The sequence below is a fragment of the Pseudoxanthomonas sp. 22568 genome (assembly GCF_052044485.1).
In the GTDB taxonomy this organism is placed as follows: Bacteria; Pseudomonadota; Gammaproteobacteria; order Xanthomonadales; family Xanthomonadaceae; genus Pseudoxanthomonas_A; species Pseudoxanthomonas_A beigongshangi.
Genome location: NZ_JBQENC010000013.1, coordinates 100,996 through 127,368 on the forward strand (window position 1 = coordinate 100,996; position 26,373 = coordinate 127,368).

Annotated in this window: 33 protein-coding genes; 21 read left to right on the forward strand and 12 right to left on the reverse strand. The window is 67.7% G+C overall.

From position 1 onward, the window contains the following. Positions 1-40 precede the first annotated feature (40 nt). The 3 genes from ACTJI2_RS15930 (at position 41) to ACTJI2_RS15940 (ending at position 1,557) form a co-directional block, all read left to right on the forward strand. On the forward strand, positions 41-469 hold the full coding sequence (locus tag ACTJI2_RS15930; RefSeq protein ID WP_440842690.1) for an ExbD/TolR family protein: 429 nt from the start codon (positions 41-43) through the stop codon (positions 467-469). Positions 470-472: 3 nt separating this feature from the next. Next, a complete protein-coding gene (locus ACTJI2_RS15935; protein WP_183639859.1) occupies positions 473-883 on the forward strand; it encodes an ExbD/TolR family protein in 411 nt (136 codons plus the stop codon). A gap of 272 nt (positions 884-1,155) precedes the next feature. After that, positions 1,156-1,557, forward strand: coding sequence for an ExbD/TolR family protein (locus tag ACTJI2_RS15940; protein ID WP_183639861.1), 402 nt, complete (start codon positions 1,156-1,158; stop codon positions 1,555-1,557). Between the two features lie 36 nt (positions 1,558-1,593). Here the strand turns inward: ACTJI2_RS15940 and ACTJI2_RS15945 are convergent, their stop codons facing one another. From ACTJI2_RS15945 to cls, 3 genes are all read right to left on the reverse strand, one after another. Then, positions 1,594-2,367, reverse strand: a complete 774-nt coding sequence (locus tag ACTJI2_RS15945; protein WP_440842691.1) for a pyridoxine 5'-phosphate synthase — start codon at positions 2,365-2,367, stop codon at positions 1,594-1,596. A 31-nt stretch (positions 2,368-2,398) separates the two neighbouring features. Further along, the gene (locus ACTJI2_RS15950; protein WP_183639865.1) at positions 2,399-2,662 is read right to left on the reverse strand and encodes a hypothetical protein; all 264 of its coding nucleotides are present in this window, start codon (positions 2,660-2,662) and stop codon (positions 2,399-2,401) included. 63 nt (positions 2,663-2,725) lie between these two features. Then, positions 2,726-4,180 (reverse strand): cardiolipin synthase, encoded by a 1,455-nt coding sequence (cls, locus tag ACTJI2_RS15955; RefSeq protein WP_440842692.1) that lies wholly within the window; start codon positions 4,178-4,180, stop codon positions 2,726-2,728. 71 nt (positions 4,181-4,251) lie between these two features. On the opposite strand from cls, the gene ACTJI2_RS15960 reads away from it, so the two are divergent. Next, positions 4,252-5,328 (forward strand): PA0069 family radical SAM protein, encoded by a 1,077-nt coding sequence (locus tag ACTJI2_RS15960; protein WP_440842693.1) that lies wholly within the window; start codon positions 4,252-4,254, stop codon positions 5,326-5,328. Between the two features lie 67 nt (positions 5,329-5,395). On the opposite strand, the gene ACTJI2_RS15965 is transcribed toward ACTJI2_RS15960, so the two are convergent. Next, positions 5,396-6,415 carry a class 1 fructose-bisphosphatase gene (locus ACTJI2_RS15965; protein WP_440842694.1) on the reverse strand — a complete coding sequence of 340 codons (1,020 nt, stop codon included), beginning with the start codon at positions 6,413-6,415 and terminating at the stop codon, positions 5,396-5,398. Between the two features lie 86 nt (positions 6,416-6,501). On the opposite strand from ACTJI2_RS15965, the gene ACTJI2_RS15970 reads away from it, so the two are divergent. Then, positions 6,502-7,737, forward strand: a complete 1,236-nt coding sequence (locus ACTJI2_RS15970) for an MgtC/SapB family protein (RefSeq protein ID WP_440842695.1) — start codon at positions 6,502-6,504, stop codon at positions 7,735-7,737. Positions 7,738-7,840: 103 nt separating this feature from the next. Here the strand turns inward: ACTJI2_RS15970 and ACTJI2_RS15975 are convergent, their stop codons facing one another. Together ACTJI2_RS15975 and ACTJI2_RS15980 are read right to left on the reverse strand one after the other, a co-directional pair. Further along, positions 7,841-8,485 (reverse strand): response regulator, encoded by a 645-nt coding sequence (locus tag ACTJI2_RS15975; RefSeq protein WP_440842714.1) that lies wholly within the window; start codon positions 8,483-8,485, stop codon positions 7,841-7,843. Between the two features lies 1 nt (position 8,486). Beyond that, positions 8,487-9,635, reverse strand: coding sequence for a sensor histidine kinase (locus tag ACTJI2_RS15980; protein ID WP_440842696.1), 1,149 nt, complete (start codon positions 9,633-9,635; stop codon positions 8,487-8,489). A gap of 101 nt (positions 9,636-9,736) precedes the next feature. Between ACTJI2_RS15980 and ACTJI2_RS15985 the strand changes: the two genes are divergently transcribed. From ACTJI2_RS15985 to ACTJI2_RS16000, 4 genes are read left to right on the forward strand one after another with little or no spacing between them, the layout of a single operon-like run. Continuing rightward, a complete protein-coding gene (locus ACTJI2_RS15985; protein ID WP_203322049.1) occupies positions 9,737-10,342 on the forward strand; it encodes a hypothetical protein in 606 nt (201 codons plus the stop codon). Then, entirely contained in the window at positions 10,339-10,686 is a 348-nt protein-coding gene (locus tag ACTJI2_RS15990) for an NIPSNAP family protein (RefSeq protein WP_192198270.1), read from the forward strand. The genes ACTJI2_RS15985 and ACTJI2_RS15990 overlap by 4 nt, the downstream gene beginning before the upstream one ends. A gap of 4 nt (positions 10,687-10,690) precedes the next feature. Continuing rightward, positions 10,691-11,482 carry an NIPSNAP family protein gene (locus ACTJI2_RS15995; RefSeq protein ID WP_440842697.1) on the forward strand — a complete coding sequence of 264 codons (792 nt, stop codon included), beginning with the start codon at positions 10,691-10,693 and terminating at the stop codon, positions 11,480-11,482. A gap of 51 nt (positions 11,483-11,533) precedes the next feature. After that, entirely contained in the window at positions 11,534-12,229 is a 696-nt protein-coding gene (locus ACTJI2_RS16000) for a helix-turn-helix transcriptional regulator (protein WP_183639877.1), read from the forward strand. A gap of 6 nt (positions 12,230-12,235) precedes the next feature. Here the strand turns inward: ACTJI2_RS16000 and ACTJI2_RS16005 are convergent, their stop codons facing one another. Both ACTJI2_RS16005 and phhA read right to left on the reverse strand, forming a co-directional pair. Then, positions 12,236-14,347 carry a TonB-dependent receptor family protein gene (locus ACTJI2_RS16005; RefSeq protein WP_440842698.1) on the reverse strand — a complete coding sequence of 704 codons (2,112 nt, stop codon included), beginning with the start codon at positions 14,345-14,347 and terminating at the stop codon, positions 12,236-12,238. A 173-nt stretch (positions 14,348-14,520) separates the two neighbouring features. After that, on the reverse strand, positions 14,521-15,405 hold the full coding sequence (phhA, locus tag ACTJI2_RS16010; protein ID WP_440842699.1) for a phenylalanine 4-monooxygenase: 885 nt from the start codon (positions 15,403-15,405) through the stop codon (positions 14,521-14,523). A gap of 131 nt (positions 15,406-15,536) precedes the next feature. Here phhA and ACTJI2_RS16015 point away from each other — a divergent pair, with 131 nt between their 5' ends. The 8 genes from ACTJI2_RS16015 (at position 15,537) to ACTJI2_RS16050 (ending at position 19,273) form a co-directional block, all read left to right on the forward strand. Beyond that, positions 15,537-16,016 (forward strand): Lrp/AsnC family transcriptional regulator, encoded by a 480-nt coding sequence (locus ACTJI2_RS16015; RefSeq protein WP_192198266.1) that lies wholly within the window; start codon positions 15,537-15,539, stop codon positions 16,014-16,016. Between the two features lie 20 nt (positions 16,017-16,036). Further along, positions 16,037-16,552: an N-acetyltransferase family protein gene (locus ACTJI2_RS16020; RefSeq protein WP_440842700.1), complete on the forward strand. Its 516-nt coding sequence runs from the start codon at positions 16,037-16,039 to the stop codon at positions 16,550-16,552. Between the two features lie 117 nt (positions 16,553-16,669). Then, on the forward strand, positions 16,670-16,924 hold the full coding sequence (locus ACTJI2_RS16025) for a DUF2164 domain-containing protein (RefSeq protein WP_440842701.1): 255 nt from the start codon (positions 16,670-16,672) through the stop codon (positions 16,922-16,924). 27 nt (positions 16,925-16,951) lie between these two features. Next, positions 16,952-17,344, forward strand: a complete 393-nt coding sequence (locus ACTJI2_RS16030; protein ID WP_440842702.1) for a VOC family protein — start codon at positions 16,952-16,954, stop codon at positions 17,342-17,344. Positions 17,345-17,426: 82 nt separating this feature from the next. Beyond that, a complete protein-coding gene (locus tag ACTJI2_RS16035; protein ID WP_440842703.1) occupies positions 17,427-17,837 on the forward strand; it encodes a GFA family protein in 411 nt (136 codons plus the stop codon). Between the two features lie 91 nt (positions 17,838-17,928). Continuing rightward, a complete protein-coding gene (locus ACTJI2_RS16040) occupies positions 17,929-18,234 on the forward strand; it encodes a putative quinol monooxygenase (protein WP_440842704.1) in 306 nt (101 codons plus the stop codon). Beyond that, positions 18,231-18,617 carry a VOC family protein gene (locus ACTJI2_RS16045; protein WP_440842705.1) on the forward strand — a complete coding sequence of 129 codons (387 nt, stop codon included), beginning with the start codon at positions 18,231-18,233 and terminating at the stop codon, positions 18,615-18,617. The genes ACTJI2_RS16040 and ACTJI2_RS16045 overlap by 4 nt, the downstream gene beginning before the upstream one ends. Then, positions 18,614-19,273: a glutathione S-transferase family protein gene (locus ACTJI2_RS16050; protein ID WP_440842706.1), complete on the forward strand. Its 660-nt coding sequence runs from the start codon at positions 18,614-18,616 to the stop codon at positions 19,271-19,273. The genes ACTJI2_RS16045 and ACTJI2_RS16050 overlap by 4 nt, the downstream gene beginning before the upstream one ends. A gap of 9 nt (positions 19,274-19,282) precedes the next feature. On the opposite strand, the gene ACTJI2_RS16055 is transcribed toward ACTJI2_RS16050, so the two are convergent. After that, positions 19,283-19,600: a DMT family transporter gene (locus ACTJI2_RS16055; RefSeq protein ID WP_183639895.1), complete on the reverse strand. Its 318-nt coding sequence runs from the start codon at positions 19,598-19,600 to the stop codon at positions 19,283-19,285. Positions 19,601-19,679: 79 nt separating this feature from the next. On the opposite strand from ACTJI2_RS16055, the gene ACTJI2_RS16060 reads away from it, so the two are divergent. Together ACTJI2_RS16060 and ACTJI2_RS16065 are read left to right on the forward strand one after the other, a co-directional pair. Continuing rightward, entirely contained in the window at positions 19,680-20,075 is a 396-nt protein-coding gene (locus tag ACTJI2_RS16060; RefSeq protein ID WP_440842707.1) for a winged helix-turn-helix transcriptional regulator, read from the forward strand. A gap of 39 nt (positions 20,076-20,114) precedes the next feature. Then, positions 20,115-20,510, forward strand: coding sequence for a DUF1801 domain-containing protein (locus ACTJI2_RS16065; RefSeq protein WP_440842708.1), 396 nt, complete (start codon positions 20,115-20,117; stop codon positions 20,508-20,510). Positions 20,511-20,532: 22 nt separating this feature from the next. Here the strand turns inward: ACTJI2_RS16065 and ACTJI2_RS16070 are convergent, their stop codons facing one another. After that, positions 20,533-20,868 (reverse strand): DUF7709 family protein, encoded by a 336-nt coding sequence (locus tag ACTJI2_RS16070; protein WP_183639899.1) that lies wholly within the window; start codon positions 20,866-20,868, stop codon positions 20,533-20,535. Between the two features lie 80 nt (positions 20,869-20,948). On the opposite strand from ACTJI2_RS16070, the gene ACTJI2_RS16075 reads away from it, so the two are divergent. Then, complete coding sequence (locus ACTJI2_RS16075) at positions 20,949-21,563, forward strand: HD domain-containing protein (protein ID WP_440842709.1); 615 nt, start codon at positions 20,949-20,951, stop codon at positions 21,561-21,563. 84 nt (positions 21,564-21,647) lie between these two features. Here the strand turns inward: ACTJI2_RS16075 and ACTJI2_RS16080 are convergent, their stop codons facing one another. Together ACTJI2_RS16080 and ACTJI2_RS16085 are read right to left on the reverse strand one after the other, a co-directional pair. Next, a complete protein-coding gene (locus ACTJI2_RS16080; protein WP_440842710.1) occupies positions 21,648-22,667 on the reverse strand; it encodes a patatin-like phospholipase family protein in 1,020 nt (339 codons plus the stop codon). A gap of 150 nt (positions 22,668-22,817) precedes the next feature. Continuing rightward, positions 22,818-23,837 carry a TIGR00266 family protein gene (locus tag ACTJI2_RS16085; protein WP_192198257.1) on the reverse strand — a complete coding sequence of 340 codons (1,020 nt, stop codon included), beginning with the start codon at positions 23,835-23,837 and terminating at the stop codon, positions 22,818-22,820. Between the two features lie 236 nt (positions 23,838-24,073). Between ACTJI2_RS16085 and ACTJI2_RS16090 the strand changes: the two genes are divergently transcribed. Beyond that, entirely contained in the window at positions 24,074-26,350 is a 2,277-nt protein-coding gene (locus ACTJI2_RS16090) for a TonB-dependent receptor (protein ID WP_440842711.1), read from the forward strand. Positions 26,351-26,373: the final 23 nt, after the last annotated feature.

The following is a 26,373-nucleotide window of genomic DNA, read 5'->3' on the forward strand; positions in this document are numbered from 1 at the left end:
CAGTCCCACGCACATCGACTAGCATTGACGGAGCCCGAAAATGGCTTTCAGTAGTGGTAATAGCAGTGGCCCGATGGCCGAGATCAACGTCACGCCCCTCGTGGACGTGATGTTGGTGCTGCTGATCATCTTCATCATCACCGCGCCGCTGATGTCGCATAAGGTGAAGATCGAACTGCCCGAGGCCAATCTCGTGCAGGACGACAAGGACAAGCAGGCTCCGCCGGTTCCGCCGATCACCATCTCGGTGAAGGAGGATGGCTCGCTGTATTGGAACGACGAGAAGATCGGCAAGGAAATCCTTGAGTCGCGTCTGTCCAGTACGGCGCAGCTGCAGCCGCAGCCCAAGCTCAATCTGCGTGGTGATCGCACCACCAAGATGCGCACGATCACCGAGGTGACGAAGATCGCGCAGGGCCAGGGCATGCTGGATATCGGCTACGTCGCTACCAAAGAGAAGGGTCAGTAAGCCATGGCATTCAGTAGTGGTGGAAGCAAGGGCCCCATGGCCGACATCAACGTCACGCCCCTTGTGGACGTGATGCTGGTGCTGTTGATCATCTTCATCGTGACCGCGCCGATCATGACCTACCCGATCGACGTCGCCCTGCCGCAGCGTGTGATCAACCCGCCGCCGCAGTTGAAGGAACCGCCGCCACCGATCGATCTGCGTATCGATGCGGGTGGCTCGGTTTACTGGAACAACTCGCCTGTCAACGTGCGCGATCTGCAGCAGCGCATGGAGCAGGAGATCCAGCGTGATCCGACCAACCAGCCGGAACTGCGCATCGACGCGAACCCGGACGCCCAGTACGACGTGATGGCGAAAGTACTGGCCGCGGCCAAGAACGCTCAGATGCAGAAAATCGGCTTCGTGCAGTAATACGCATAGACGCAAACCTGTTGAACGCCGCCTTCGGGCGGCGTTTTTTTTGGCCGTTCCCCGCCGAAGTTAGTCCTTGTAGGAGCGACGTCAGTCGCGACCGGAATCCAGCATCTGCTCACGGCGTCCTTTCGCCCGCATGGGTTGGCTCCACAACCAACCAAGCTTCACGGTCGCGACTGACGTCGCTCCTACGGGACTTTTCTCCCCTCTTGCCAGGAGGCAACAGGCAGGCGTAGCGTGGAGTCGATCCGACGCGAAAGGAGTACGCCATGGCTTTCTCCGCAACCGCACGTCCCTCCGCCCTGGCGGAGATGAATGTCACCCCGTTGGTCGATGTCATGCTGGTCCTGCTGATCATCTTCATGGTGACGGCTCCGCTGCTCTCGCGGCCACTGGACCTGTCCCTGCCACAGGGTAGAGATACGCCCTCGCCCGACAAACCCAGCATCCTCAGTCTGGATGTCGCCGCCGATGGCACGTTGCGGCTGGACGATCGTCCGCTTTCGGCGCGGGATCTGCGCGTGCGCCTGGACGATGCGCTGCGCAGCGACCCGAAGACGGTGCTGACCCTGAGTGCTTCGCCCGATGCGGACTATCAGCAGGTGGTTACCGCCCTGGCCGAAGTCCGTGCCAGCGGGATCGAGCAGGTGTCCTGGCGCGGCGAGCGCTGATTCGCGGGCGGTTGCCGTGAAACGGCCAGGCGAACCTCAGTGGTTCGCCTGTGCCGCGCGTACCGATTCGAGGATGGCCAGGTAGTTCTGAACCGTGCGGTGCAGGCCCGCGTACAGCGCCTCGCCGATCAGGGCGTGGCCGATGGAAACCTCGAGCACGCCGGGCACGGCTTCCAGGAATTCCTGCAGGTTGGCCTGGCTGAGATCGTGGCCGGCATTGACTCCCATGCCCAGCGAGCGCGCCAGGCGCGCCGTCTGGATGCAGTGCGCCAGTTCCGCCTCCGCGTCGCCGGCGGCCATTGCCTCGGCGAACGGACCGGTATAGATCTCGATGCGGTCGGCGCCGATGGCGGCCGCCTTTTCCAGGGAAGAACAACCGGCGTCGACGAACACGCTCACGCGGCAGCCGTAGGATTTCAGCTCGGCGACGAGCGGCCGCAGGCGCTCGCCGTCACGATCGAAATCGAAACCGTGGTCGGAAGTGATCTGACCGTCGCTGTCGGGAACCAGGGTCGCCTGGGCCGGACGCGCCTGTTCGCACAGGGCCAGGAAACCCGGATAGCCCTCGCGCGGCGGCGCGAACGGGTTGCCTTCTAGGTTGAGCTCCACCTGGCTTTCGCGGGTCAGCTCGGCCAGTCCGTGGACATCATCGGCGCGGATGTGGCGCTGGTCGGGCCGCGGATGCACGGTGATGCCATGCGCGCCGGCATACAGGCAGGCGCGGGCGGCGCGCACGACATCCGGCTCGCTGCCGCCGCGCGAATTGCGCAGCACCGCGATCTTGTTGACGTTGACGCTCAGGAGGCTCATGCCGGCTTCCCTGCGGAACAAGGTTCGCCTCTCACAGCGGTGGTGGTCCCGGCGGCGGCACCGTGCCCTGCTTGCGCGCCTCGGCCAGTTCGCGCAGGCGACGCAGTTCGGTGGGGTCGATCATGTGCGATTCGTCGCGCTGGCTGTCGCCCATCCGTGCGGCGTACCAGCCGACGATCCATGCGACGAACAGGCCCAGCGACGCGATCAGGCCGACCACCATCAATGCGGTGGAGGTGGTGCGCATGGACAGCACCAGCGCGCCGGCGGCGAACAATAGATAGAGCCAGTGCATGACCGTCCCTCCCCTGGATGGCGGGAGTTTACAACGCCCGGCGACGGCGTGAAGCGTTGCGGATCACAACAGCGGGGAGGTCAGTCGCGCCAGCGCCTCCGGCAGGCGGTGCCGCCACAATGACCGCCGACGCTCCGGGCTGACCGGCCTCGAGGATGCGAATTCACCCTCCAGCAACTGCGCCAGCTGGCCGGCCAGGCCGCGGTCGCGGAACAGCATCGAGATCTCGAAATTCAGCCGGAAGCTGCGGTGATCGAAGTTGGCGCTGCCGATCAGGGCCAGGTTGTCGTCGCATAGCAGCGCCTTGCTGTGCATCATGCGCGGCCCGTATTCGTAGACCTTCACGCCGGCGGCCAGCAGTTCATCGAAATAGGAACGCGCGGCGTAGGTGACCAGCCGTGAGTCGCTCATCCGCGGCACCAGCAGGCGCACGTCCAGTCCGCCCAGCGCCGCCGAGGTCAACGCCATCCGCGCCGCCTCGCCCGGGACGAAATAGGGCGTCACCAGCCATACCCGCGACTTCGCTTCGTGGATGGCGGACACGTAGGTGCGGTGGATCGGCTCCCAGGACGAATCCGGTCCCGATACCAGGGTCTGCGCCGCGATGCCGCCCTCGATGCCGTTGTCGGTCGCATGCCACAGGCGCGTGCCCTGGAAGTCCTTGCGCTTCTGGCCGGTGGCGTACACCCAATCCTCGACGAACACCTGCTGCACGCTGCGCACCACGTCGCCTTCCATCCGCAGGTGCAGATCCCGGTAGGCATCGGGGCGCAGCGATTCGTCTTCCTCGTCGGTGATGTTGATGCCGCCGGTGAAGGCGATGCGGCCGTCGACCACCACGATCTTGCGGTGGGTGCGCAGGTTGACCCAGGGACGGGTGAATGGCCGGAACCGGGTCGGGTGGAACCAGGCGCTCTCGCCGCCGGCCTCGTGCAGCGGCTGGAGGAAGCGCCGACCCACCTGCGAGGAGCCGACCGCGTCCAGCAGCAGCCGCACCTTCACCCCTTCCCGCGCCTTGGCGATCAACGCTTCCAGCAGGCGCTGGCCGCAGCGATCCGGGTTGTAGATGTAGTACTCCAGATGGATGTGGTTGGTGGCCTGGCGGACCGCGTCCAGGATGGCTTCGTAGGTCGCCGAGCCGTCCACCAGCAACTGCACCGAGGTGGCGGTGGACGGCGGCAGGCCGGTGGTGGTCTGGGCCAGCATCGCCAGTTCGGTGCAGCCCTCATCGACCGGGCAGAACGTCTCGTAGGTATCCATTCCCGTGCGTGACTGGTGCCGGCGCAGCTGCTGGCGCTTGATCTTCTGCGGCCCCAGCAGGAAGTAGATCAGGTAGCCGACATAGGGCAGCAGCGACAGCGACAGCACCCAGCTGAGGGTGGCGACCGGCTCGCGCTTCTGCAACACGATCCAGCCGCACAGCGGGATCAGGTAGAGCAGCCAGGCCGCCGTGAGCCAGCGGTTCAAGTGCGGGATGGACAGGAAGGCATCCCACCAGGTGTGCAAGGTTTCCAGCATGGCGGGATTCTATGCGGTGTTGCCCATGCGGTGTCGCCGCCGCTGAGACGCCGGCGGCGTAACCTGCATGGATGGGCGAGATGATCAAAGGCCGCGGTTCCACGGGACACCTGCCCGGCCGGTTCGCCGTGACCACGGCGCAGGCCGAGGACGACGGTTGGCACGAACGGGATCGCGAGGACGAGATCGCGTCCTCGCCGGCGACCCGGGTGACCGAGGAGCGCGCACGCAGCATCATCAGCCGCAACCAGTCGCCGGACATTCCGTTCCAGCAATCGCTCAATCCCTACCGGGGCTGCGAGCATGGTTGCTCGTACTGCTTTGCCCGGCCGAGCCACGCCTATCTGGACCTGTCGCCCGGCCTGGACTTCGAGACCCGGATCTTCGCCAAGACCAACGCGCCGGAACTGCTGCGCAAGGAGCTGGCGAAGCCGGGCTACCGGTGCAGCCCGATCGCGCTGGGCATCAATACCGACGCCTACCAGCCGACCGAGCGGAAACTGGGTCTGACCCGGCGCATCATCGAGGTGCTGGCCGAAACCCGGCATCCGTTCTCGCTGATCACCAAGAATGCGCTGGTCGAGCGCGATCTGAATCTGTTGGCGCCGATGGCGCGCGAACACCTGGTGCAGGTGTATTTCTCGATCACCACCCTGGACAACCACCTGTCCGCGCGGCTGGAGCCACGGGCGTCGGCGCCGCATTCGCGCCTGCGCGCCGTCCGCCGGCTGAGCGAGGCCGGCATTCCGGTCGGGGTGATGTTCGCGCCGGTGATCCCCTGGGTGAACGATGCGGAGCTGGAAGCGGTGCTGGAGGCGGCGCGGGATGCGGGCGCCGATTCCGCCGGCTACGTGCTGCTGCGCCTGCCGCACGAGGTGTCGCCCCTGTTCCGCGACTGGTTGCAGACCCACCTGCCGCAGCGCGCCGAACACGTGATGAGCACCATCCAGCAACTGCGCGGCGGCAAGGACTACGACGCCCGCTTCGGCAAGCGATTCAGCGGTGACGGGGTGTATGCGGAGCTGCTGGCGCGCCGCTTCGGCCTGGCCTATCGGCGACTGGGTTTCGATCGGCGCAGGCACCAGGGACTGGATGTGCGCAAGTTCGTGCCACCGCGGCCGCCCTCGCCGCAGGGGGAGCTGTTCTGAGTTGCTGTCGGGTCTTGTAGGAGCGACGTAAGTCGCGACCATGAGAATNCTCCTACAAGGGCCGGGATCAGCGGGCTTCGAGGTGATACCGCGCGGCCGCTTCCACCTCGTTGCGCGAGCCCAGGAACACCGGCACGCGCTGGTGCAGGTGGTCGGGTTGCAGATCGAGGATGGATTCGCGCCCGGTGCTGGCCGCGCCGCCGGCCTGCTCGACCAGCATGCCCATCGGATTGGCCTCGTACATCAGGCGCAGCTTGCCCGGTTTGCCGGGTTCCTTGCGATCCCAGGGATAGATGAAGATGCCGCCGCGGGTCAGGATGCGATGCACGTCGGCGACCATGCTGGCGATCCAGCGCATGTTGAAATCCTTGCCGCGCGGGCCTTCCTTGCCGGCCAGGAGGTCGGTCACGTAAGCCTGCATCGCCGGCTCCCAGTGACGCTGGTTGGAGACGTTGATGGCGAACTCGCGGGTGTCCTCCGGGATGCGCATGTCGCGCTGGGTCAGGACGAACGCGCCCTGTTCCCGGTCCAGGGTGAAGGCGTGGGTGCCGTGGCCGGTGGTCAGCACCAGCATCGTGCTGGGCCCGTAGATGCAGTAGCCGGCGGCGACCTGCCGGCGTCCCGGCTGGAGGAAATGCTCGTCGCCCGGCCGGCTCACGCCCTCGGGGCTGCGCAGGACCGAGAAGATGGTGCCGACCGAGACGTTGACGTCGATGTTGGAACTGCCGTCCAGCGGATCGAACAGCAGCAGGAAGCCGCCGCGCGGATAGGCGTCCGGGATCGGCTGGCTGTGCTCCATTTCCTCGGAGGCGCAGGCCGCCAGGTGGCCGCCCCAGGCATTGGCCTCCAGCAGGATGTCGTTGCTCAGCACGTCCAGCTTCTTCTGCGCCTCGCCCTGGATGTTGCCGGTGCCGGCGTCGCCAAGCACCCCGCCCAGCGCGCCCTTGCTGACCGCGATGGAGATGCTGGTGCAGGCCCGCGCGACCACCGCGATCAGCTGGCGCAGTTCGGCGTCGATGCGGCCGGCGCGCTGTTCCTCGATCAGGTAGCGGCTGAGGGAAACGGTATGGGCGGTGGGCGTGGGCATGGCAGGATGGCGGGCGGAAGAACCGCGCATTGTCCGGACATTGCGGACCAATGCAAGACCAATTTCATGGATCCCGAGGGCACACCTTGATTCCGACCCCCCCGGCGGTATGGCTTTCCCTGTCTTCGGCGCTGGGCCTGGGCCTGCTGATCGGCCTGGTCCGCGAGCGCGCCGGGGGAGAGGCGCGCGCCATCGCCGGCCTGCGCACCCACGCCCTGACCGCACTGGGCGCGGCGGTCGCCGCCCAGCTTGGCCTGCCGGTGCTGCTGGTGATGCTGGCCGGGGTGGTGGTCCTGGCCGCCCTGGCTTATCTGGGCACGCGCGACCACGATGCCGGCCTGACCAGCGAGGTCGCCCTGCTCCTGACCGCCCTGCTGGGTGCGCTGGCGATGCAGTCGCCGCCGCTGGCGACCGGACTGGCGGTGGTCGCGGCACTGCTTCTGTACGCCAAGGAGCCTCTGCACCGGTTGACCCGCCAGGTGCTGAGCGAACGCGAGGTGTTCGACGGCCTGCTGCTGCTGGCCTCGGCGCTGGTGATCCTGCCGATCCTGCCGGACGAGGCGATCGGTCCGTTCCAGGCCATCAACCTGGCGACCCTGTGGAAGCTGGTGGTGCTGGTGATGGCGGTCAGCGCGCTCGGCCATGTCGCGCTGCGCCTGATCGGGAACCGCTGGGGCCTGGCCGCGGCGGGATTCTTCGCCGGCTATGTGTCCTCCACCGCGGCGGTGATCGGTTTCGGCCAGCGGGCGCGGGAAACCCCCGCGCTGCTGTCCTCGACGGTGGCCGCGGCACTGCTCTCCAACCTGGCGTCGTTGAGTCTGTGCGTGCCGATCCTGTGGGCGGTGTCGCCGCCGCTGGTCATCGACCTGTGGCCCGAGCTGGCCGCGATCGGCGCGGTGTTGCTGGCCGGCGGCCTGCTGGGCCTGCGCGCGGGACGCGACGATCCCGCCGCGCCGCCGACCGCGGAAAGCCGGATGTTCCGGTTCGGACAGGCGCTCGGATTCGCGCTGGTGGTGGCCGTGCTGATCTTCGTGTCGGCCGCGCTGGCGGCATGGATCGGGCCGCGTGGCGCGATGGCCGCGGCGGTGATCTCGGCGACCGCCGAATTGCACGCGGCGGTGGCGACGCTGGCCAACCAGTTCGCCCGCGGCGGCCTGAGCGACATCGAGGCGCGCTGGCTGATGCTGGCGCTGCTGGGCGCGAGCCTGGCGACCAAATCGGTGATCGCCTGGATCAGTGGCGGAGCCGCCTACGGGGTGCGCGTCGCGGCTGGATTGCTGGCCGCGCTGGCGGCGGGGTTGGCGGTGCTGGTGTTGACCTGAGTGCGAGGGACGCTGCTCTTGTAGGAGCGACGTAAGTCGCGACCGTCATCCATCCCCATACGAAAAGGTCGCGACTTACGTCGCTCCTACAGGGGGAAATCGATCAGATGATCCGCAGCGTGATTGCCTTGAGCACGGCGCGGGTGCGGTCGCGGGTGCCGAGTTTGTCGAGGATGTTGGAGACGTAGTTCTTCACCGTGCCTTCGGCGAGGAACAGCGTGCGCGCGATTTCCTTGTTGGAGTAGCCACCGGCGAGCAGGCGCAGGATCGCGACTTCGCGCTCGCTGAAACGATCGCTTGACGGACTCTCGTCGTGGAACCGGTAGCGCGCGCGCACCGGATCGGTGGCGACCGGCTGCAGCAGGGTGTCGCCGGCGGCGACCCGGCGGATGGCGGCGCGCAGGTCTTCCGGCGCCGCGTCCTTGAGCAGGAATCCCTGTGCGCCGGCTTCGGCCGCGCGCAGCAGCAGGTCGCCGTCATCGAAGGTGGTCAGCAGCAGCACCGGTGTCCGGTCACCGCGCGCGCGCAGTCGCAGCAGCGCGTCGATGCCGTCCACGCCGGGCATGCGGATGTCGCTGAGGATCACGTCCACCGGGCTATCGGCGAGCCGCTCGAGCAATTCCGCGCCGCCCTCGGCCTCGAACGCCACCCGGATTCCGTCCGGCCCGTCGAGCAACGCGCGCAGGCCGGCGCGGACCAGGGCCTGATCGTCGGCCAGCGCGACCCGCACGATCGCGGATCCGGACATATCACTCATGAGAAAACTCCACGGTCAGTTCCAGGTTGCCGGCCAGGCCGCGGCCGATGTGCAGATCCCCGCCGACCGCGGCCACCCGTTCGCGGATGCCGGCCAGCCCGTTGCCTTCGCGCAGCAGCGCTGGTGCCTGGCCATCATCGGCGATCCGCAGCCACAGCCGCGAACCCTCGCGTCGCAGTTCGACCCACAACGTCGCCGCGCCGGCATGGCGGGCCGCGTTGGTCATGGCTTCCTGCACGATCCGCAGCACGGTCTCGGCCAGCTGTGGATCCCGGATCACCGCGTCCTCGCCAATGTTCAGCTGCATGCGAAGCTGCGGCAACGGCGCGGCCAATGCGCGCAGCGCGGTTTCCAGATCCAGCCCGCGCGAATCGCGCAGCGCCTGGACCACGTTGCGGATGTCCTCCAGCAGTTCGCTGGCCAGCTGCTCGCTCAAGCGCACCTGCGGACGTCCGGCCAGCGCGGGATCGGAAGCCAGCGCGCGCAGGTTGAGCTTCATCGCGGTCAATTTGTGCCCGGCGACATCGTGCAGCTCGCGCGCCACCCGCAGGCGTTCGGCGTCGCGCGCGCTGTCGGCGAGCAACGCGCGGGTGGCGAGCAGATCGGCGTTGACCAGCGCCAGGCGATCGCGGGCGTTCTCGGCGCTGCGCGCGTAGTGGCCGATCAGCGCGGCGAAGGCCTGGAAGCCGCCGTAGATGGCGACCATGAACCAGGCCGCATCGTGCCCGGCACGGACCATCAGCAGGCCGAACACCAGGTTCGCCGCCAGCATCACCAGCAGCGCATGCAGCGGGCGCCAGGTCATCGCCAGTTGCGCGGCGACCACCACCAGCAGGACCGGCGCGGTTCCGGTGCGTGGCGCCAGTTCGATCATGAGCAAGGCGAGCAGCAGTTGCAGCCACAACAGCGCATCGCGCAGGCGCCGGCCGACGCCGGGCTGATCCAGCAGCAGGAAGGCGGCCAGGAACGCCAGCAGCGTACCCAGGCGCGGGCCGTCGAGGCCGCCGGTCTCACCGCGCATCGCCAGCATCACCGCCGCCCAGGTCAGGACGCCGGACAGATTGAGGGGTTGCAGCAGCAGCTTCAGGCGTTCGCGCATGCGGACATGCTGCCTGCCGCCGCTGGCGGACGCCACGGGCATCGCGCAAGTCGTGACTTCCGGCAGGTCGATGGCTGCTGACACCACGTTGTCAGCAGCCCCGCATCAGGATGGACCCCTGCCATTTTCAGGAGGAAATACGCATGAGCCCCCGGAGTCTGACCGCGCGCGCCCAGGACCTGCTGCCGCGCGCCTTCCACGCCTACGTTGCCGGCCTGGGACGTAGCCTGGTGAGCGGCGACCAGCTTGTCTATCCGGCGTCGCCCGGCCACCCATTGCCCGCGGAAGGCCGGCACGACTTCGATTTCCTGCACGGCCGCTGGCGGGTGCGCAACGTGCGGTTGAAGGAGCGGTTGGCCGGGTGCGAGGAATGGGAACACTTCGAGGCGCGCCAGCAGTGCGGCCCGGTGCTGGGCGGCGTCGGCAACATGGACGAGTTCGTCACCGACTGGTCGGGTGGCTATCGCGGCATGACCCTGCGCCTGTACGACCCGCTCCAGCGGCAGTGGAGCCTGTACTGGGCCAACAACCTCCAGGGCCTGCTCGAACCGCCGGTGATCGGCCGATTCGAGAACGGCGTCGGCACCTTCCATGGCCGCGATCGCCACAAGGGCCGCGAGGTGTGGGTGCGGTTCCGCTGGCACGAGATCCAGCCGGACAGCGCGCACTGGGAGCAGGCGTTCTCGCCGGATCGTGGCGGCCACTGGGAAACCAACTGGCACATGTACCTGAGCCGGGAGGCCGCATGAGCGCGCCGGTTTCCACCCGGGCCGTCGAGTTCCGCAGCTATCGCCTGCGCCCCGGCACGCGCGAAGACTTCCACCGGCTGATCACTGCCACGGTCATGCCGATGCTGCGCGGCTGGCCGATGGACGTGGTCCGGCACGGGCCTTCCCCGCACGACCGCACTTCCTACCTGTTGATCCGTGCCTACGCGGATCTGGACGCGCGCCAGCGCGAGCAGGACGCCTTCTACGGCAGCGATCAATGGCGCGAGGGACCGCGCCAGGCCGTGCTCGATCTGATCGAGGAATACCTGTCGGTGGTGATCGAGATGGACACCGCCGTTGTCGATGCCCTGCGCCAGGAGTGACGTGATGCTGGATACCCTCTCCCCCACGACGGCCCGCCCTTCCCGTCCCCTCGCTGTCCCGCCGGTCGCCACCGTGGTTCCCGGCGTGATCGAACTGCGCCAGTACACCCTGCACCCGGGCCGGCGCGACGAACTGATCACCCTGTTCGAACGCGAGTTCATCGAAACCCAGGAAGCGGCCGGGATGCACCTGCTGGGCCAGTTCCGCGATCTGGACGATCCGGATCGCTTCGTCTGGTTGCGCGGATTCGCCGACATGGCGACGCGGCGGGAGGCACTGGCGCGGTTCTACCAGGGACAGGCCTGGCGCGCGAATCGCGATGCCGCCAACGCGACGATGATCGATTCGGACAACGTGCTGCTGCTGCAGCCCGCGCATCCGGGCCCGGCGTTGCGGGTGTCGACGCCGCCGCCGCCGATGGACGCGGCCGCGCCGGAGCAGGCCCGCGTCGTCATCTGCCTGCACCATTTCGATGCGCCGGTGAGCCAGGAGTGGCGGGATCATTTCGAACAGATACAACGGCCATGGCTGGAGGACATGCAGGCGCGCGTGCTTGGCACGCTGGTGAGCAGCGCCGCGCCGAACGACTACGCCGCCCTGCCGGTGCGCGAGGGCGAGCACGTGTTCGCCTGTCTCCTGCAGTTCGCCGACGAAGCCACCCACGAACGCTGCGATCGCCAGCTCCAGGCCGCCTGGCGGATCGGCGCGCAGCCGCATCGCACCGAGTTGCTGCGGCTGGCGCCCACCGCGCGTTCGCGGATGGGGCGCGACCCGCGTCCCGGCGGGGAGGCGTGAGATGCGCGCGTCCCTTTGCGTCCCCCGGCGCCGGCAAGGGATGATGCCGACATGCGCCGCGCCGACCGCCTGTTCCTGATCATCCATGCCCTGCGTGGACGCCGCACCGCCCTGCCCGCCCGTACCCTCGCCGAGACCCTGGCGGTCTCGCTGCGAACGGTCTATCGCGATGTCGCCGACCTGCAATTGTCCGGCGTGCCGATCGAAGGCGAGGCCGGCATCGGTTATCTGCTGCGCAAGGGCGCGGACATTCCTCCGCTGATGTTCAACGCCGACGAACTCGAAGCCCTGGTGGTCGGCACGCGCTTCGTCCGTGCGTTCGGCGGCAAGCGCCTGTCCGTCGGCGCGCGCTCGGCACTGCTGAAAATACAGGCGGTGTTGCCGCCGGATCTGCAGGCGCGTGCGCAGCGCACCCGCATCTATGCGCCGGAACTGAAGGACCGCTTCGAATCCACCGGCCTGCTGGATCGCCTGCACGAAGCCATCGAGCAGCGCCGCGTGCTGCGGTTCCGCTACGCCGATCATTCCGGCGAGGAAACCGGGCGCGACATCGAGCCGCTGTGCCTGGCGTTCTGGGGCGGCAGCTGGACGCTCGGGGCCTGGTGCCGTTTCCGCCGCGATTTTCGCAACTTCCGTCCCGACCGCATCCTTCAACTGGATGAGACCGGCGAGATCTTCGCCGACGATCCCGAGCATGGCCTGGAGGCGTACTTCCGCCGGGTCGGCCCGCCGCCTTCGGATGCCTGAGGGGCGTCAGGGCATCCTGCGCCACTCCAGGCCCAGCAGGAATCCACGGTCGGGTCCGGGCTCGTAGTAACGGCCGTTGCCTTCGTTGACGATCACCGATCCGGCATAACGCTGGTCCAGCGCGTTGTCCACGCGCAGGAACGCGCGCAGCATATCGTCGCCGAATCGCCAGCGGCGCGCGGCTTCCAGGTGCAGCAATGCGTAGCCCGGGGCCTGCTCGCTGCCGATATCGTTCACGCCCACCCGATCCTGGGCGACGGCTTCGGCGGCCGCGCTCCAGTTCTCCGAACGCCATTCAAGCCGGCCGAAGAACTGCTGGCGCGCGATACCGGGAATCGTCGCGCCCGCCTTCACCGGCGTGTCCGGCACGGCGCAACCGCTGCGTGCGCAGGTCAGGAAGCCGTCGCGGAACTCGGCATCCAGCCAGGTCCAGGCGGCCTGCCATTGCCAGTGTTCGCCGAACGACGCGCGCATGCTCGCCTCCGCGCCTTGCCGTCGCGCACGCCCCACGTTGCGGTAGGTGCTGCGCCCGCCCAGGTTGCTGGCGACCGACAACTCGTCGTCGGTGTCGGCGCGGAACAGCGCGAACGCCAGGTCGCCGGCGGACCAGCGCCATTTGCTGCCCAGTTCCCAGTGCCGGCTGATCGCCGGACGCAGGTCCAGCGCCAACCCGGCACCGCCATCGGCGCGATAGCCGAGTTCGTTGAAGGTCGGGGTCTCGAAACCACGTCCGCTCGACAGGTACAGGCGCCAGTCGGCGCCGGCATCGAACATCACGCCCGCGACCGGAGTGGTCTCGACATAGCGCACGCGACCGCTGTCATCGGGGTTGGTGGCGGTGACGTAATGATCGCGCGAGGCGAACCGCACCGCGCTGTGGCGCGCGCCGGCGAGCAGCGACCAGCGATCGGCGAAGCGCCACCACGCCTGCGCATACTGGTCCACGTTCTCCACCCGGTTGCGTTCGTCGCGACGCGGCCGGCCCCGCACGCCCCACTCCGCATCGATGAAATTCTCGTAACCGCGCCGGTGCTGGCGCTGGCGGTCCGCATTCACGCCCACGGTGGCCTCGAACGGCCGCGCGGCCAGTTCGCCCTGCCACGACCAGCGCGCGTCGATGCCGGCCTGGTCATTGCCCAGATCGATGACGCCGCCGCTGTTGAGCGGATTGCCCTGCGCACCGACGGGAAGCGGCAGGAACTGTTCGACATCGCGGCTGCCGGCATAGGCCGTCGCGCGCAGGCGATGACCGGTGGCCAGCGGTTGATCCAGCACCAGCCCGAGCTGATCCTGGCGCACCGACTTGCGGGTGTTGAACTGGTGCGCGGCGGCGATCGCCTGCGCCGGGTCCGCGCGCCACTGTGCCCGGGTCAGGCCGAGCGGATCCTGCGCGCGCGGCGAATCGAAATGGTTGAATACCAGATCCAGCGTGCCCTCGCCTACCAGATCGAAACCCAGCTTGCCGTTGAACGACTCGCGCCGCGCCGCGCTGTGATCCCGGTAGCCGTCGGTGTCGAAAATGCTGGCCGCGAGGTTGTAGTGCACCCCGCCCTGCGCGCCTGACCATTGCGCGCCCAGCGTGCGGGTCGCATGGCTGCCCACCGAGCCCCGCACCCGAAGTTCGCCTGGCGCTTCGCCGCGCGCGCTGGACAACTGCACCACTCCGCCGGAGGAATTGCCGTACAGCGCCGAGAACGGACCGCGCAGCACTTCCACCCGTTCGGCACCCATCAGGTTGAAATGCGACAGCTGGCCTTGCCCGTCCGGCAGCGTGGCCGGAATGCCGTCGGCATACAGCCGCACCCCGCGTACCCCGAAGGTCGCGCGCGCGCCGAAACCGCGGATCGACAACTGGGTGTCCTGCGCGTAGTTCTGCCGGTCACGCGCGAGCAGTCCGGGCACGCCGCCCAGGCGCTCGGACAGGTTTACCCCGGCGGTGGCGGCGTCCTCGCGCAGATCGATCAGATCGAGCGAGGCTGGTGTGTCGAACGCCGAGACACCCTCCAGGCGAGCGGCCTGCACGGTGACACGGTCCAGGGTGCGCGCGGTGTCCTGCGCGGCCGCCGGCAAGGCGACGAGAAGGGCCAGCGCCAGCCTGGCGCGAGGTAGATGCGTCATGCGCGCATTCTAGGGTCCCCGCCCTGTAGGAGCGACGTCAGTCGCGACCGGAATGTCCGGGCAACCGGCTCCCCCTCGATGGCCATGAAGCCAACCGGGCGTTGGAGACAGATGATGGACCTGGTGATGTGGTCGCGACTGACGTCGCTCCTACAGCGAACCGGGAGTCCGGGTCAGACGTCGCCGTCGGTCAGCCAGCCTTCGCCGGTGCCACGGGTGAACACCCGGTCGCCCTCGCGCACGTCGCCGGCCGGAATGGCCTCCTGGTCGGCCAGGCGCGCGTAGATCGGGGTGAAGTCCGGCGCGGTGGCGTTCATCAGCTGCTCGAAGCTGTCGATGACGAAGTAGGTCTTCTGGTAGGTATCGATGCGGTAGCGGGTGCGCATCAGCCGCTCCAGATCGAAACCGATCCGGTTGGGCGCCGGCGATTCCAGCGAGTACAGCGATTCGCCCTTCGACGAGACGATGCCGGCACCGTAGATGCGCAGGCCGTCAGGCGTGTTGATCAGGCCGAATTCCACCGTGTACCAGTACAGCCGGGTCAGGTGGACCAGTGCCTCCGGATCGATGCCGTGCGCTTTCACCCCGCCCTTGCCGTACGCCTGCATGTAGTCGGCGAAGACGGGATTCATCAGCAGCGGCACGTGGCCGAACAGATCGTGGAACAGATCCGGTTCGGCGATGTAGTCGATCTGATCGGGGCGGCGAATCCACCAGGTGACCGGGAAACGCTGGTTGGCCAGGTGATCGAAGAAGTCCAGTTCCGGCAGCAGGCCCTCGACGCCGATCAGGGTCCAGCCGGTGGTCGCCTTCAGCACCCGGTTGAGCTCGTCAAAGCGCGGGATGCGGTCCGGGGTCATGCCCATCGCGTCCTGTGCCTGCAGGAATTCATTGCAGGCCCGCCCGACCAGCAGCTGGCGCTGGCGTTCGTACAGCTTGCCCCAGGTGTCGTGGTCGGCGGCCGGATAGTCGGCCGGCTGCTCCACCACGGCGGTCGTGTAGACCGGCACGTAGCCCTTGTCGGTCTGCTGGTGCTCGACGCGGCGGGGTTCGTTCATGATGGGCTCCTGGCAGGGCAAGTCCTGCGATCGCATGCTAGCGCCGGGACCGCGCAATGGGCTTGCAAAGTTGCGTGTGCAGGGGCCTTGGGCGCAATCTTGTTGCGTAAAAACATGTTACGAGGCAACAAATGGCCGATTCCCTGGTTCTGGACCGGACCGACCTGCGCCTGCTGGCCCTGCTGCAGCAGCAGGGCCGGGCCCCCAACTCCGACATCGCCACCCAGGTGAACCTGTCGGCCTCGGCCTGCCTGCGCCGGATCCAGCGGCTGGAAGCGGCCGGGGTCATCACCGGCTACGCCGCGCGGGTGGAACCGCAGAGCGTCGGCCTGGGCTTGCAGGCGTTCGTGCGCGTGCAGCTGGAGAAGCATGGCCAGAGCGGCATCGCCCTGTTCGCCGACAACGTGCAGCATTGGGATGAAGTGGTCACCTGCCACGCCCTGACCGGCGACATGGACTACCTGCTGCACGTCGTGGTGCAGGATCTGGAACACTTCTCGCGTTTCCTGCTGGACAAGCTGCTCGACGCCAGCGGCGTCGCCGACGTGAATTCCAGTTTCGTGCTGCGCACCGTGAAAGCCTTCGGTGGCTGGCCGCTGCCGAAGGCATGAGAACGCTCCCGGGAGATTGAATGGACACATTGCACATCCGGCCCGCCACGACCGGCGACCTCGACGCCATGTGGACGATTTTCCGCGCGGTGATCGCGCCGGGCGACGCACTGCCGTTCGACGAGGGTTTCGATCGCGACACCTTTCGCGAGCACTGGTTCGGCGCCCATGCCGCCTCGGTGGCGGAGCAGGGCGGCGAGGTGATCGGCATGTACAAGCTGGGGGCCAACCACGCCGGACGGGGTGCGCATGTCGCCAGCGCCACCTACGCGGTCGCGCCCGCCATGCAGGGCAGGGGGGTGGGCAGGCGACTGGTCGAGCACAGCCTGGCCCGTGCACGCGCCGCCGGGTTCCGTGGCATCCAGTTCAACTACGTGGTCAGTACCAACGGGGGCGCGGTGGAACTCTATCGCCGGCTCGGTTTCGACATCGTCGGGACACTGCCCGGCGCGTTCCGCCACGAGCGGTTGGGCTGGGTGGATGCGTACGTGATGTTCCGGGCGCTGGAGCCGCCGGAAGCCGATGCAAAGGCATGACGCGGGAACCGCGCGAGCATGCCGATCGCATTGCGTGAGACCGGTTGCGTGATGATGGTGGTGTGAGTCGATCCCGCCGGTGCGGGTCGCGCGCCTCGAAGAGTGATGCGGACACCAATGAGCGAAATCCAGTTTTCCCCGGAAGAGAAGGCGTTGATCGTCAATCGGATCCAGCTGTACTTCAGTGAAGAGCTGAAACAGGCCATCGGCCGGTTCGACGCCGAGTTCCTGCTCGACTTCTTCTCCCGGGAGGTCGGCGCCTATTACTACAATCGCGGCCTGTACGACGCGCAGGCCGCGCTGGTGGCGAAGCTGGATGATGTCCAGGACGCCATCTACCAGCTCGAGCGTCCGACCGACTTCAAGCGTTGACGCCGCATGCGCTGCAGGGAGTCCGAGATGAGCGCTCCACCTCCGGTTCCGCCCCGCAACCTGGTCGCGATGCTCCAGGTCACCGATATGGCGCGTTCATTGGCGTTCTATTCGCGGCTGGGTTTCGAGCTACGCAACACTCATGCACCGGGCGGTGCCGACGACGATGGCGCGCCGGTGTGGGCCTGGCTGGAGGGCGGGGCAGGGCAGCTGATGCTGACGAAGGCCAGTGAGCCGGTCGATGCGGGCAAGCAGGGAATCCTGTTCTATCTGTACTTTGACGATATCGCGGCGGTGCATGCGCGACTGGGCGCCGAGGGGTGGCCGGTCGATCCGATGAGCTATCCGTTCTATTGCCCGCGGGGCGAGTTCCCGCTGGCCGATCCGGATGGCTATCGGTTGATGTTGACCCATACCTGATGCGCCACCACGTCGCTCATCACGATCGTAATAAACTGGCGTCCCCGCGGCGCGGCGCGTCGGAACGAGAGGCAGGCACGGCATGATCCGGGAAGTCGGCGGTGTACCCATCCAGGCCACGCATCGCGCGCGCTGCCATTGCGGCGCGGTGGTGCTGGAACTGGATCTGCCGGACGGCATCGTCAAACCGCGTCGCTGTGATTGCTCGCTGTGCCGACGCAAGGCTGCCATCGTCGCTTCGGTGCCACTATCCGGCCTGCGGGTGGTGCAGGGCGGGGACGTGTTGACCCTGTACCAGTTCAACACGAAGGTCGCGCGGCACTACTTCTGTTCGCGCTGCGGCATCTACACGCATCACCAGCGCCGCTCCGATCCCAACGAATACGGCTACAACGTCGGTTGCCTGGACGGCGTCAACCCGTTCGCGCTGGGCGAGGTGCCGGTCGAGGATGGCGTGAACCATCCCTCCGATCGAAAGCCTTCGGAGCCGTGAAATGAAACGCCGCGATCTGTTGGCCGGGACCGGCGCGGCACTAATGCTCGTATCCGCACGACTGCCGGCCCATCTCCATGGAGAACCCCCGATGTACGGATTGATTGGCAAGATGAAAGCGGTGGACGGCCAGCGCGAAGCGCTGATCGCCTTGATGCTGGAGGAAGTCGGCGCCATGCCCGGTTGCCTGAGCTACATCGTCGCCCGCGACCCGGCCGACGCCGAAGGCATCTGGATCACCGAGGTCTGGGACAGCGCCGCCAGCCACAAGGCTTCCCTGTCGTTGCCGGCCGTGCAGCAGGTGATTGCCCGCGCCAAGCCGTTGATCGCCGGCTTCGGCGAATATTTCGAGACCGCGCCCGTCGGCGGCCATGGTCTGGCACAGGCGACGGCATGAAACCGCAGCCACTGATCGCGGTGCGCGACGTCGCGGCCAGCCGGCGCTGGTACCAGGCCGCGCTCGGCCTGGACAGCGGTCACGGCGGCGATGAATACGAACAGCTGATGGCCGACGGCGAGATGATCCTGCAACTGCACCGCTGGGAGGCGCATGCGCATCCGCATCTGGGCCAGCCGGATATCGCGCCCGGCAATGGTGTGCTGCTGTGGTTCCTGGCCGATGACTTCGATGCCGCGATCCGGCGCGTGGAACAGGCCGGTGCGGAGGTGCTGGAAGGACCGAAGGTCAATCCGAACGCGCAGCATCGCGAGATCTGGCTGCGTGATCCGGATGGTTATGTCGTGGTCGTGGCCGGACCCTACGGCGACCTCGGCGCATGAGCCGCATCCTCTACAGCGGCACCCGCAACGCCTCCAGCTGGGCGTTCCGCGCGTGGCTGGCGCTGCGCGAACAGGGCATCGCGTTCGAAGAACGCATCGTCGACATCCGCAAGCCGCAGCGGTTCGAGAACCTCGCCCGCATCGCGGTGTTCTCGCCGCCGGCCGCCGTGCCGGTGCTGGTGGATGATGACGTCGTCATCCATGACTCGCTCGCGATCATGGAATACGCCAGTGAACTGGGGGCCTCGCCGCTGCTGCCCGCCGACATCCGCGATCGGGCACGGGCGCGCGCGCTGCTTGCCTGGGTGCATTCGGGCCTGTCCGGATTGTGTGGCCGGCTGTCGTTCGAAAGCGCTTTCTATCCGCAACGGCGGCGCATGACCGCGCAGGAACAGGCCGAGGCCGGACGCATCCTGGCCGCCTGCCAGCAGGCGCTGGTGCACAGCGGTGGGCCCTATCTGTGCGGTGCGCTGTCACTGGCGGATCTGGCGTTCGTGCCGGTACTGTGGCGATTGTTCGCGCACGATGTCGACGCCAGCGCCTGGCCGCATGCCGTCGATTGGAGCGAGCGCCTGTTGTCCCGGCCCACGGTGCGCGAATGGCTGCATGAGGCCGAAGTGCTGCCGCCGGTGTACCTGGACGACTACGAACCGTAGGCGCGCCTCCTACGCTTCCAGCCAGCGCAGGCCGATGATGCCGAGCAGGATCAGCGCCATGCAGCCCAACCGCGCCGGCGACGGGCTGTCGCCGTAGGCGAAGATGCCCAGCGCGGCGACGCCGATTGCGCCGATCCCGGTCCACACCGCGTAGGCGGTGCCGGTGGGAAGATCACGGATGGCGTGGGTCAGCAGGAAGATGCTGACCAGCGCCGCGACGATGCCGATGACGCCGGGCAGGGGACGCGTCCATCCCTGCGCGGATTTGAGCGCGCCGGCCATGACGATTTCCATCAGGCCGGCAAGGATCAGCAGCCACCACGCCATCGCGGACTCCGGCTCACTTGAAGGGCGCCCAGCCTGACCACACACTGGCTACCGTACAAGTACGCACTTCGAGGTGCCTGTGGACAGCGCTCAGCCAGCCCTGCCGGAACAGCCGGAAACCGCAAACGGCGCCTGTCCGTCGCAGGCGGTGATGGCCTTGCTCGCGGGCAAGTGGGCACTGCCGATCCTCACCGAACTGGCGCGCGGCTCGGTGCGCAACAACGCGCTGCTTCGGCGCATCGACGGGGTGTCGCAGAAAGTGCTGACCCAGAACCTGCGCGAACTGGAGCGCAGCGGCCTGATCGAACGCATCGACCATGGCACGGTGCCGCCGAGCGTGGAATATCGCCTGACCGACCTGGGGCGTTCGCTGGACCGCACGCTGCTCGGACTGGACCGCTGGGCGGAGCGCCACCAGGCCGCACTGGCCGAAGCGCGGGCGCAGCATGACCTGCGCCGGGGGGAACAGGAATAATCCGCGGGCCCGATCCCGGGTGACAGGAGCGTCGCCGCCATGCACCGCAAGACCACCGACACCACGGACGCCGTCGATGCCTACATGGCCGCGCTCGATCATCCCTGCAAGGCGGAAGTGGAAGCGCTGCGCCGGATCATCACCGGCGTGGACGCGCGTATCGCCGAAGGCGTCAAATGGAATGCGCCGAGCTGGCGCCTGGACGAATACTTCGCCACCACCCACCTGCGTGCGAAACAGGGCATCGGCGTGATCCTGCATCTGGGCGCGAAGACGCGGGCGCCGGAGCGAAAACCCGCGATTGACGATCCCGACGGCTTGCTGGAATGGCTGGGACCGGATCGCGCGCGGGCGGCCTTCGCCGACATGGCGGATCTGCGCCGTCGCCAGGCCGCGTTCGAAGCCGTGCTGCGGCAATGGATCCGCCTGCTCTAGACGGATGGCGTCTCCCGCGCGATCACGCGTCGCCGCTTTCCACGCGCGCGCCGTCCCGGTGCGCCAATGCCAGTTCGCCCACGTGGCGCCGACCGGGATTGTCGCCGGCGATCCATTCGGCCGGCGGGAACAGGTCGAACAGGCCGACCTTGAACAGGGTCGGGATGGCGGCGGCCAGTTCGGTTTCCACCCGGCCGCGTTCGCCCGCGTTGTACAGGGTGATGTTGTGCAGCAGCGTGGCCACGGTACCGGTCTGCACGCGGCTGCCGTCCTTCAGGGTGACCGCGGGCAGGACTTCGCCCGCGGCGACGATCTTGTGGTTGATGGCGGCCAGGTCGGCAGGGGAGGAAACGGACATGCGGCGGGAACTCCGGCGGGGGATTCGATGGCAGAGATGCGGGCGGATCACGCGTGGGCAAGAGGCGTAGACTCCGCACGATGAAACAGCATCTGCAATCGTCCTGGCAGCGCACATGGCGCGGCGTCGGCGCGGTCGGCGATGGCCTGGCGTGGTGCGAGCGGCTGCTGGCCTGCTACCAGGAACCGCATCGCCACTACCACACGCTGCAACACCTCGGCGAATGCCTGGCGGCCTTCGACCAGGCGCGCGCGCTGGCGCCACATCCCGATGAGATCGCGCTGGCCTTGTGGTTCCACGACGCCATCTACGACGTGAAGCGATCCGACAACGAGGCACGCAGCGCGGACTGGGCGCGTGAGGCGCTGCTGGACGCGGAGGTGGAACGCGCGGTCGCGGATCGCGTGCATGCGCTGATCATGGCCACCCGGCACGACGCGGTTCCCTCCGATGCCGACGCGCAGCTGCTGGTGGATATCGATCTGGGCATCCTCGGTGCGGACACGGCGCGCTTCGCCGAATACGAAGCGCAGATCCGGCGTGAATACGCCTTCGTGCCCGGCTGGCTGTTCCGGCGCAAGCGGCGCGCCATCCTGCAGGGATTCCTGGAGCGGCCACGACTGTACACGACGCCATATTTCCACGACCGGCTGGAAACCCGCGCAAAGGAAAACCTGGCACGCGCGGTGGCGTAGCGGCGGGTACGCGGCATCATGTAGATGCCGAGCTTGCTCGGCATTGGCGCCGGTCCGGAAACGCTCAGCGGAGCAAGCTCCGCTCTACTCGCATTTCTTCTTGCCGCCCCACAGCTTGCCGAGGCGGAATCCCTCGTCGTCGCAGTCCGCGGGCTTGGGCGGAACGACCGGCGCAGTCTTCGCCGTGTGCGCGGCCAGGCGCTCGCGCTGCACGCGCTGCAGCTTCTCGCGGATCTGCGGCATCACCGCCATCGCCGCGCGCTCGCCTTCCAGGATCGCATTGTTCTTCTGCTCGAAATCCGCAGGACCAATCTCGTTGACCCGTGGCCGGATGACGATGTCCGCGCGCGCCAGCTCCTGCTCGCCGAGTTTCTGGCCCATGATCGTGATCGACTGGTTGACGATGCCGAGCATGCTGCCCGGCCGCGTGCCGGACGCCTTGGTGGAGATGTCCACGGCGATCACGAAGTCCGCGCCCAACTGGCGCGCGGCATCCACCGGCACCGGACTGACCACGCCGCCGTCGACGTAGGTCGACTTGCCGATCACCACCGGCTCGAACACGCCGGGGATGCTGCTGGAGGCGCGCACCGCCTGGCCCACATTGCCGCGCACGAACACGGTGCGCTGTCCGGTTTCCAGCTGCGTGGCGACGGCGGCGAACGGCTTCTTCAGCTTTTCGATCGGGCGCTTGCCCAGCAGATCGTTGACGTAGTCCTGCAACGCCTGGCCCTGCACCAGGCCACCGGAGAACAGCCGCACGTCGCGGATTTTCGTTTCGTCCAGCGCGAACGCCTGCTTCTGCATCTGGAACGGATCCATGCCGCTGGCGTACAGCGCGCCGACCACGCTGCCGGCGCTGGTGCCGGAGACCACGACCGGCTGGATGCCGTTGGCCTCGAGCATCTTGATCACGCCGATGTGGGCGAAACCCTTGGCCGCGCCGCCGCCCAGGGCGATGCCGACCTTCACCGGCGGCGGTGGCGGTACCGGCGCGACCGGCGCCACCGCGGCGGGCGGCGGCGATGGCCGGGTGTTGCCGCCGCAGGCGGCCAGCAGCACCAGCGGCAGCAGCCAGGAAAGGCGAGGGCGGAGCGGATTCATGAATGTGCAGGTGGAGTGGAAATCGACGGCGCAGGATACCGCGCGGCGGTTCAATGGCTTCCAACCGGCGGCTCCGGCCGCCCGAGCCTGTCCCAGCCAGCCGGCTCCGGGGACGGCGGGAGTAGTTGCGCTCCCGCCGCCGGTGCCTGCTCAGAAGCTGTTGTCGCCGTCCAGGATCCGGCCCAGCCCGCCCAGCACCGAGCCTTCGCCGCGCGCCTGCCCGCCGGCCTGCGGCGCCGCCTGCAGCATGCGGCCGGCCAGGCGCGAGAACGGCAGCGACTGCATCCAGACCTTGCCCGGACCGGTCAGGGTGGCCAGGAACACGCCCTCGCCGCCGAAGAACATGCTCTTGATGCCGCTGACCGGACGCACGTCCATGTTCACGCTGGCGTGGTAGGCGACCACGCAGCCGGTGTCCACGTCGATGCGCTCGCCGGCCTGCAGCTCGCGCTCGACCACGGTGCCGCCGGCATGCACGAACACCCAACCGTCGCCTTCCAGCTTCTGCATGATGAAGCCCTCGCCGCCGAACAGGCCGGTGAGGATCTTGCGCTGGAAGTGGATGCCCACGCTGACGCCGCGCGCGCCGGCCAGGAAGCTGTCCTTCTGGCAGATCAGGCGACCGCCGTGCTCGTCCAGCTTCATCGCCAGCACCGTGCCGGGGTAGGGCGCGGCGAACGCGACCTTGGCCTTGCCCGTGCCGGTATGGGTGAACACCGTGGTGAACAGGCTCTCGCCGGTCAGCACGCGCTTGCCGGCCGACAGCAGCTTGTCCATGAAGCCGCCGCCCTGGCCGCTGTGCGAGCCGTTGCCGAACACGGTATCCATCTGCACCGTGCCGTCCTTGAACATCAGCGCGCCGGCTTCGGCGATCGCGCTCTCGCCCGGATCCAGCTCGACCTCGACGAACTGCATGTCGTGGCCGACGATGCGGAAATCGATCTCGTCGGCACCGCGGCGTCCGCCGGAACCCGGCAGCGGCGGCACATGCGGCGGGGTGCTGGCGGCGCCGCCCAGTTCCGGCACCTCGCGCACCGCCTTCCACTCGCGCATGCCCTCGCGCCAGGCCAGCGCGCCGGGGTTGAGCTGGGCGTGGCGGCGGGCGGCTTCGTCGTCCAGCGGACCGACCCGCTGCTGATCATTGGGACTATGGAAATACCACTGGCTCATGAGGGTGTCCGGGGGTGGAAAGAGCCGCGAGTCTAGCCGCGCGGCCCCTGCCGCGACATACCCGGAAGTCCTGCCCGGTACGGTCGGAACGCGACCGCCATCGCGGGGCGGCGGGATTGCCGTTACCTTCGGCATGAACAGGACTTCCGGCCATTGCCCCGCCTGTTGCTGTAATGCAACATTCGCATGCTAGGCGGCGCCCGCCGCTCCCGACCACCCACCGGAAAGCCATCGCCATGTCCCGACTCCGCTCCACCGCCGTGCGGCCGCACCGCCTTGCCTTCGCCATCGCCGCGCTGCTGCCGTTCGGCAGTGTGCTCGCCCAGGAAGCGGCCACCCCCGCTCCCAAGACCGAAGCGTCCACGCTGGACACCGTGCAGGTGACCGCGCAGCGCAAGGTCGAGAACATCCAGGACGTCCCGGTCTCCATCTCCAGCGTCAGCAGCGAGAAGCTGGACGTGCTCGGCTCCGGCGGCAACGACATCCGCTTCCTCTCCGCGCGGGTGCCCAGCCTCAACATCGAATCCTCCTACGGCCGCGCGTTCCCGCGCTTCTACATCCGCGGCCTGGGCAACACCGACTTCGATCTCAACGCCTCGCAGCCGGTCTCGCTGGTGTACGACGAAGTGGTCCAGGAAAGCCCGCTGCTGAAGGGTTTCCCGATTTTCGATCTGGAGCGCATCGAGGTGCTGCGCGGTCCGCAGGGCACGCTGTTCGGCCGCAACACCCCGGCCGGCGTGGTCAAGTTCGAATCGGCCAAGCCGACCCGCGAGCTGGACGGCTATGCCCAGCTGTCCTACGGCAGCGACAACATGTGGAATTTCGAGGGCGCCATCGGCGGTCCGCTGAGCGAGCGCTGGTCCGCGCGCGTGTCGGCGCTGTACCAGCGCAAGGAAGACTGGGTGACGAACCAGAACCCGGCCGGCCCGGATCGCGGCGCCGAGGGCTACGACGAATCCGCCGCGCGCGTGCAGTTCCTGTACGAGGGCGACGCGTTCGAAGGCCTGTTCAACCTGCACAAGCGCCACCTCAACGGCACCGCCCGCCTGTTCCGCGCCAACATCATCAAGCCCGGCACGAATGACTTCGTGCCGGGCTTCGACAAGGACAAGATGTACACGGATGGCGTGAACTTCTCCGAGCTCGACACCTGGGGCGGCAGCGCCCGCCTGCGCTGGGATCTGGGCGATTACAACCTGTACTCGATCACCGGTTACGAGACCGCCGAATCGCTCAACCGCGGCGACATCGACGGCGGCTACGTCTACACCTTCGACTTCAATCCGGCCGACGGCATCGACGCCGGCCAGCCGCTGATCGGCGCGCGCTTCCCGTCCGAATCGGCCGACGGCCTGCCGCACCACAAGCAGCTCACCCAGGAGTTCCGCCTGGAATCGGACTACGCCGGCAAGTTCAACTGGCAGGCCGGCCTGTTCTGGTTCAAGGAAGACATCCGCATCGACAGCTTCAACTACGACTCGCTGGCCTCGAGCAATCCGCAGAGCGGCCACGCGATCCAGGAGCAGGAGAACAAGGCGTGGGCGGTGTTCGCCTCCGGCGAGTACCAGGCTACCGACAAGCTGAAGCTGCGCGGCGGCGTGCGCTACACGCAGGACAAGAAGGACTTCAGCGCCAGCGTGCTGCAGGCGGTGCCCGGTGGTTCGCCGGTCGGCGGTCCGTTCCGCGAGCACACCGACGTGGACGATGTCAGCTGGGATGGCAGCGCGGTCTATGCGTTCAACGACAACGTGAACTTCTATGCCCGCGTCGCCAAGGGCTTCCGCGCGCCGTCGATCCAGGGCCGCGTAGCCTTCGGCACCGTGACCAAGGCCGATTCGGAGGAAGTGATTTCCTACGAGGCCGGCGTCAAGGCGGACTTGTGGGACAAGCGCGCGCGCGTGGGCTTCAACGTGTTCCGCTACAACGTCGACGGCCAGCAGCTGATCGCGGTCGGCGGTGGTACCAACCAGGCCAATCTGCTCAATGCCGACAAGACCATCGGCCAGGGCTTCGAGCTGGATCTGGAAGCCTACGTGCTGGACAACCTGCTGGTGACCTTCGGCAGCAGCTACAACGACACCGAGATCAAGGACGCCGACCTGGGCGTCGCGCCCTGCGGCGGCGGCTGCACAGTCACCGATCCGATCGTCAATGGCTTTGCCCGCATCAACGGCAATCCGTTGCCGCAGGCGCCGAAGTGGGTGCACAACCTGACCGCGCGCTACAGCGTGCCGATGGGCGACGGCGCCGAGCTGTACTTCTACACCGACTGGGCCTATCGCAGCGAAGTGAACTTCTTCCTGTACGAGTCGGTGGAATTCACCGGCAAGTCCTCGCTGGAAGGCGGCCTGCGCATCGGCTACGGCTGGAACTACGGTGACTACGAAGTGGCGCTGTTCGGCCGCAACATCACCGACCAGACCCGCATCGTCGGCGCGATCGACTTCAACAACCTGACCGGATTCATCAACGAACCGCGCACCGTCGGCGCCGAGTTCACGATGAAGTTCTGAGGAAACGCCCGCTCCGCCGTCCA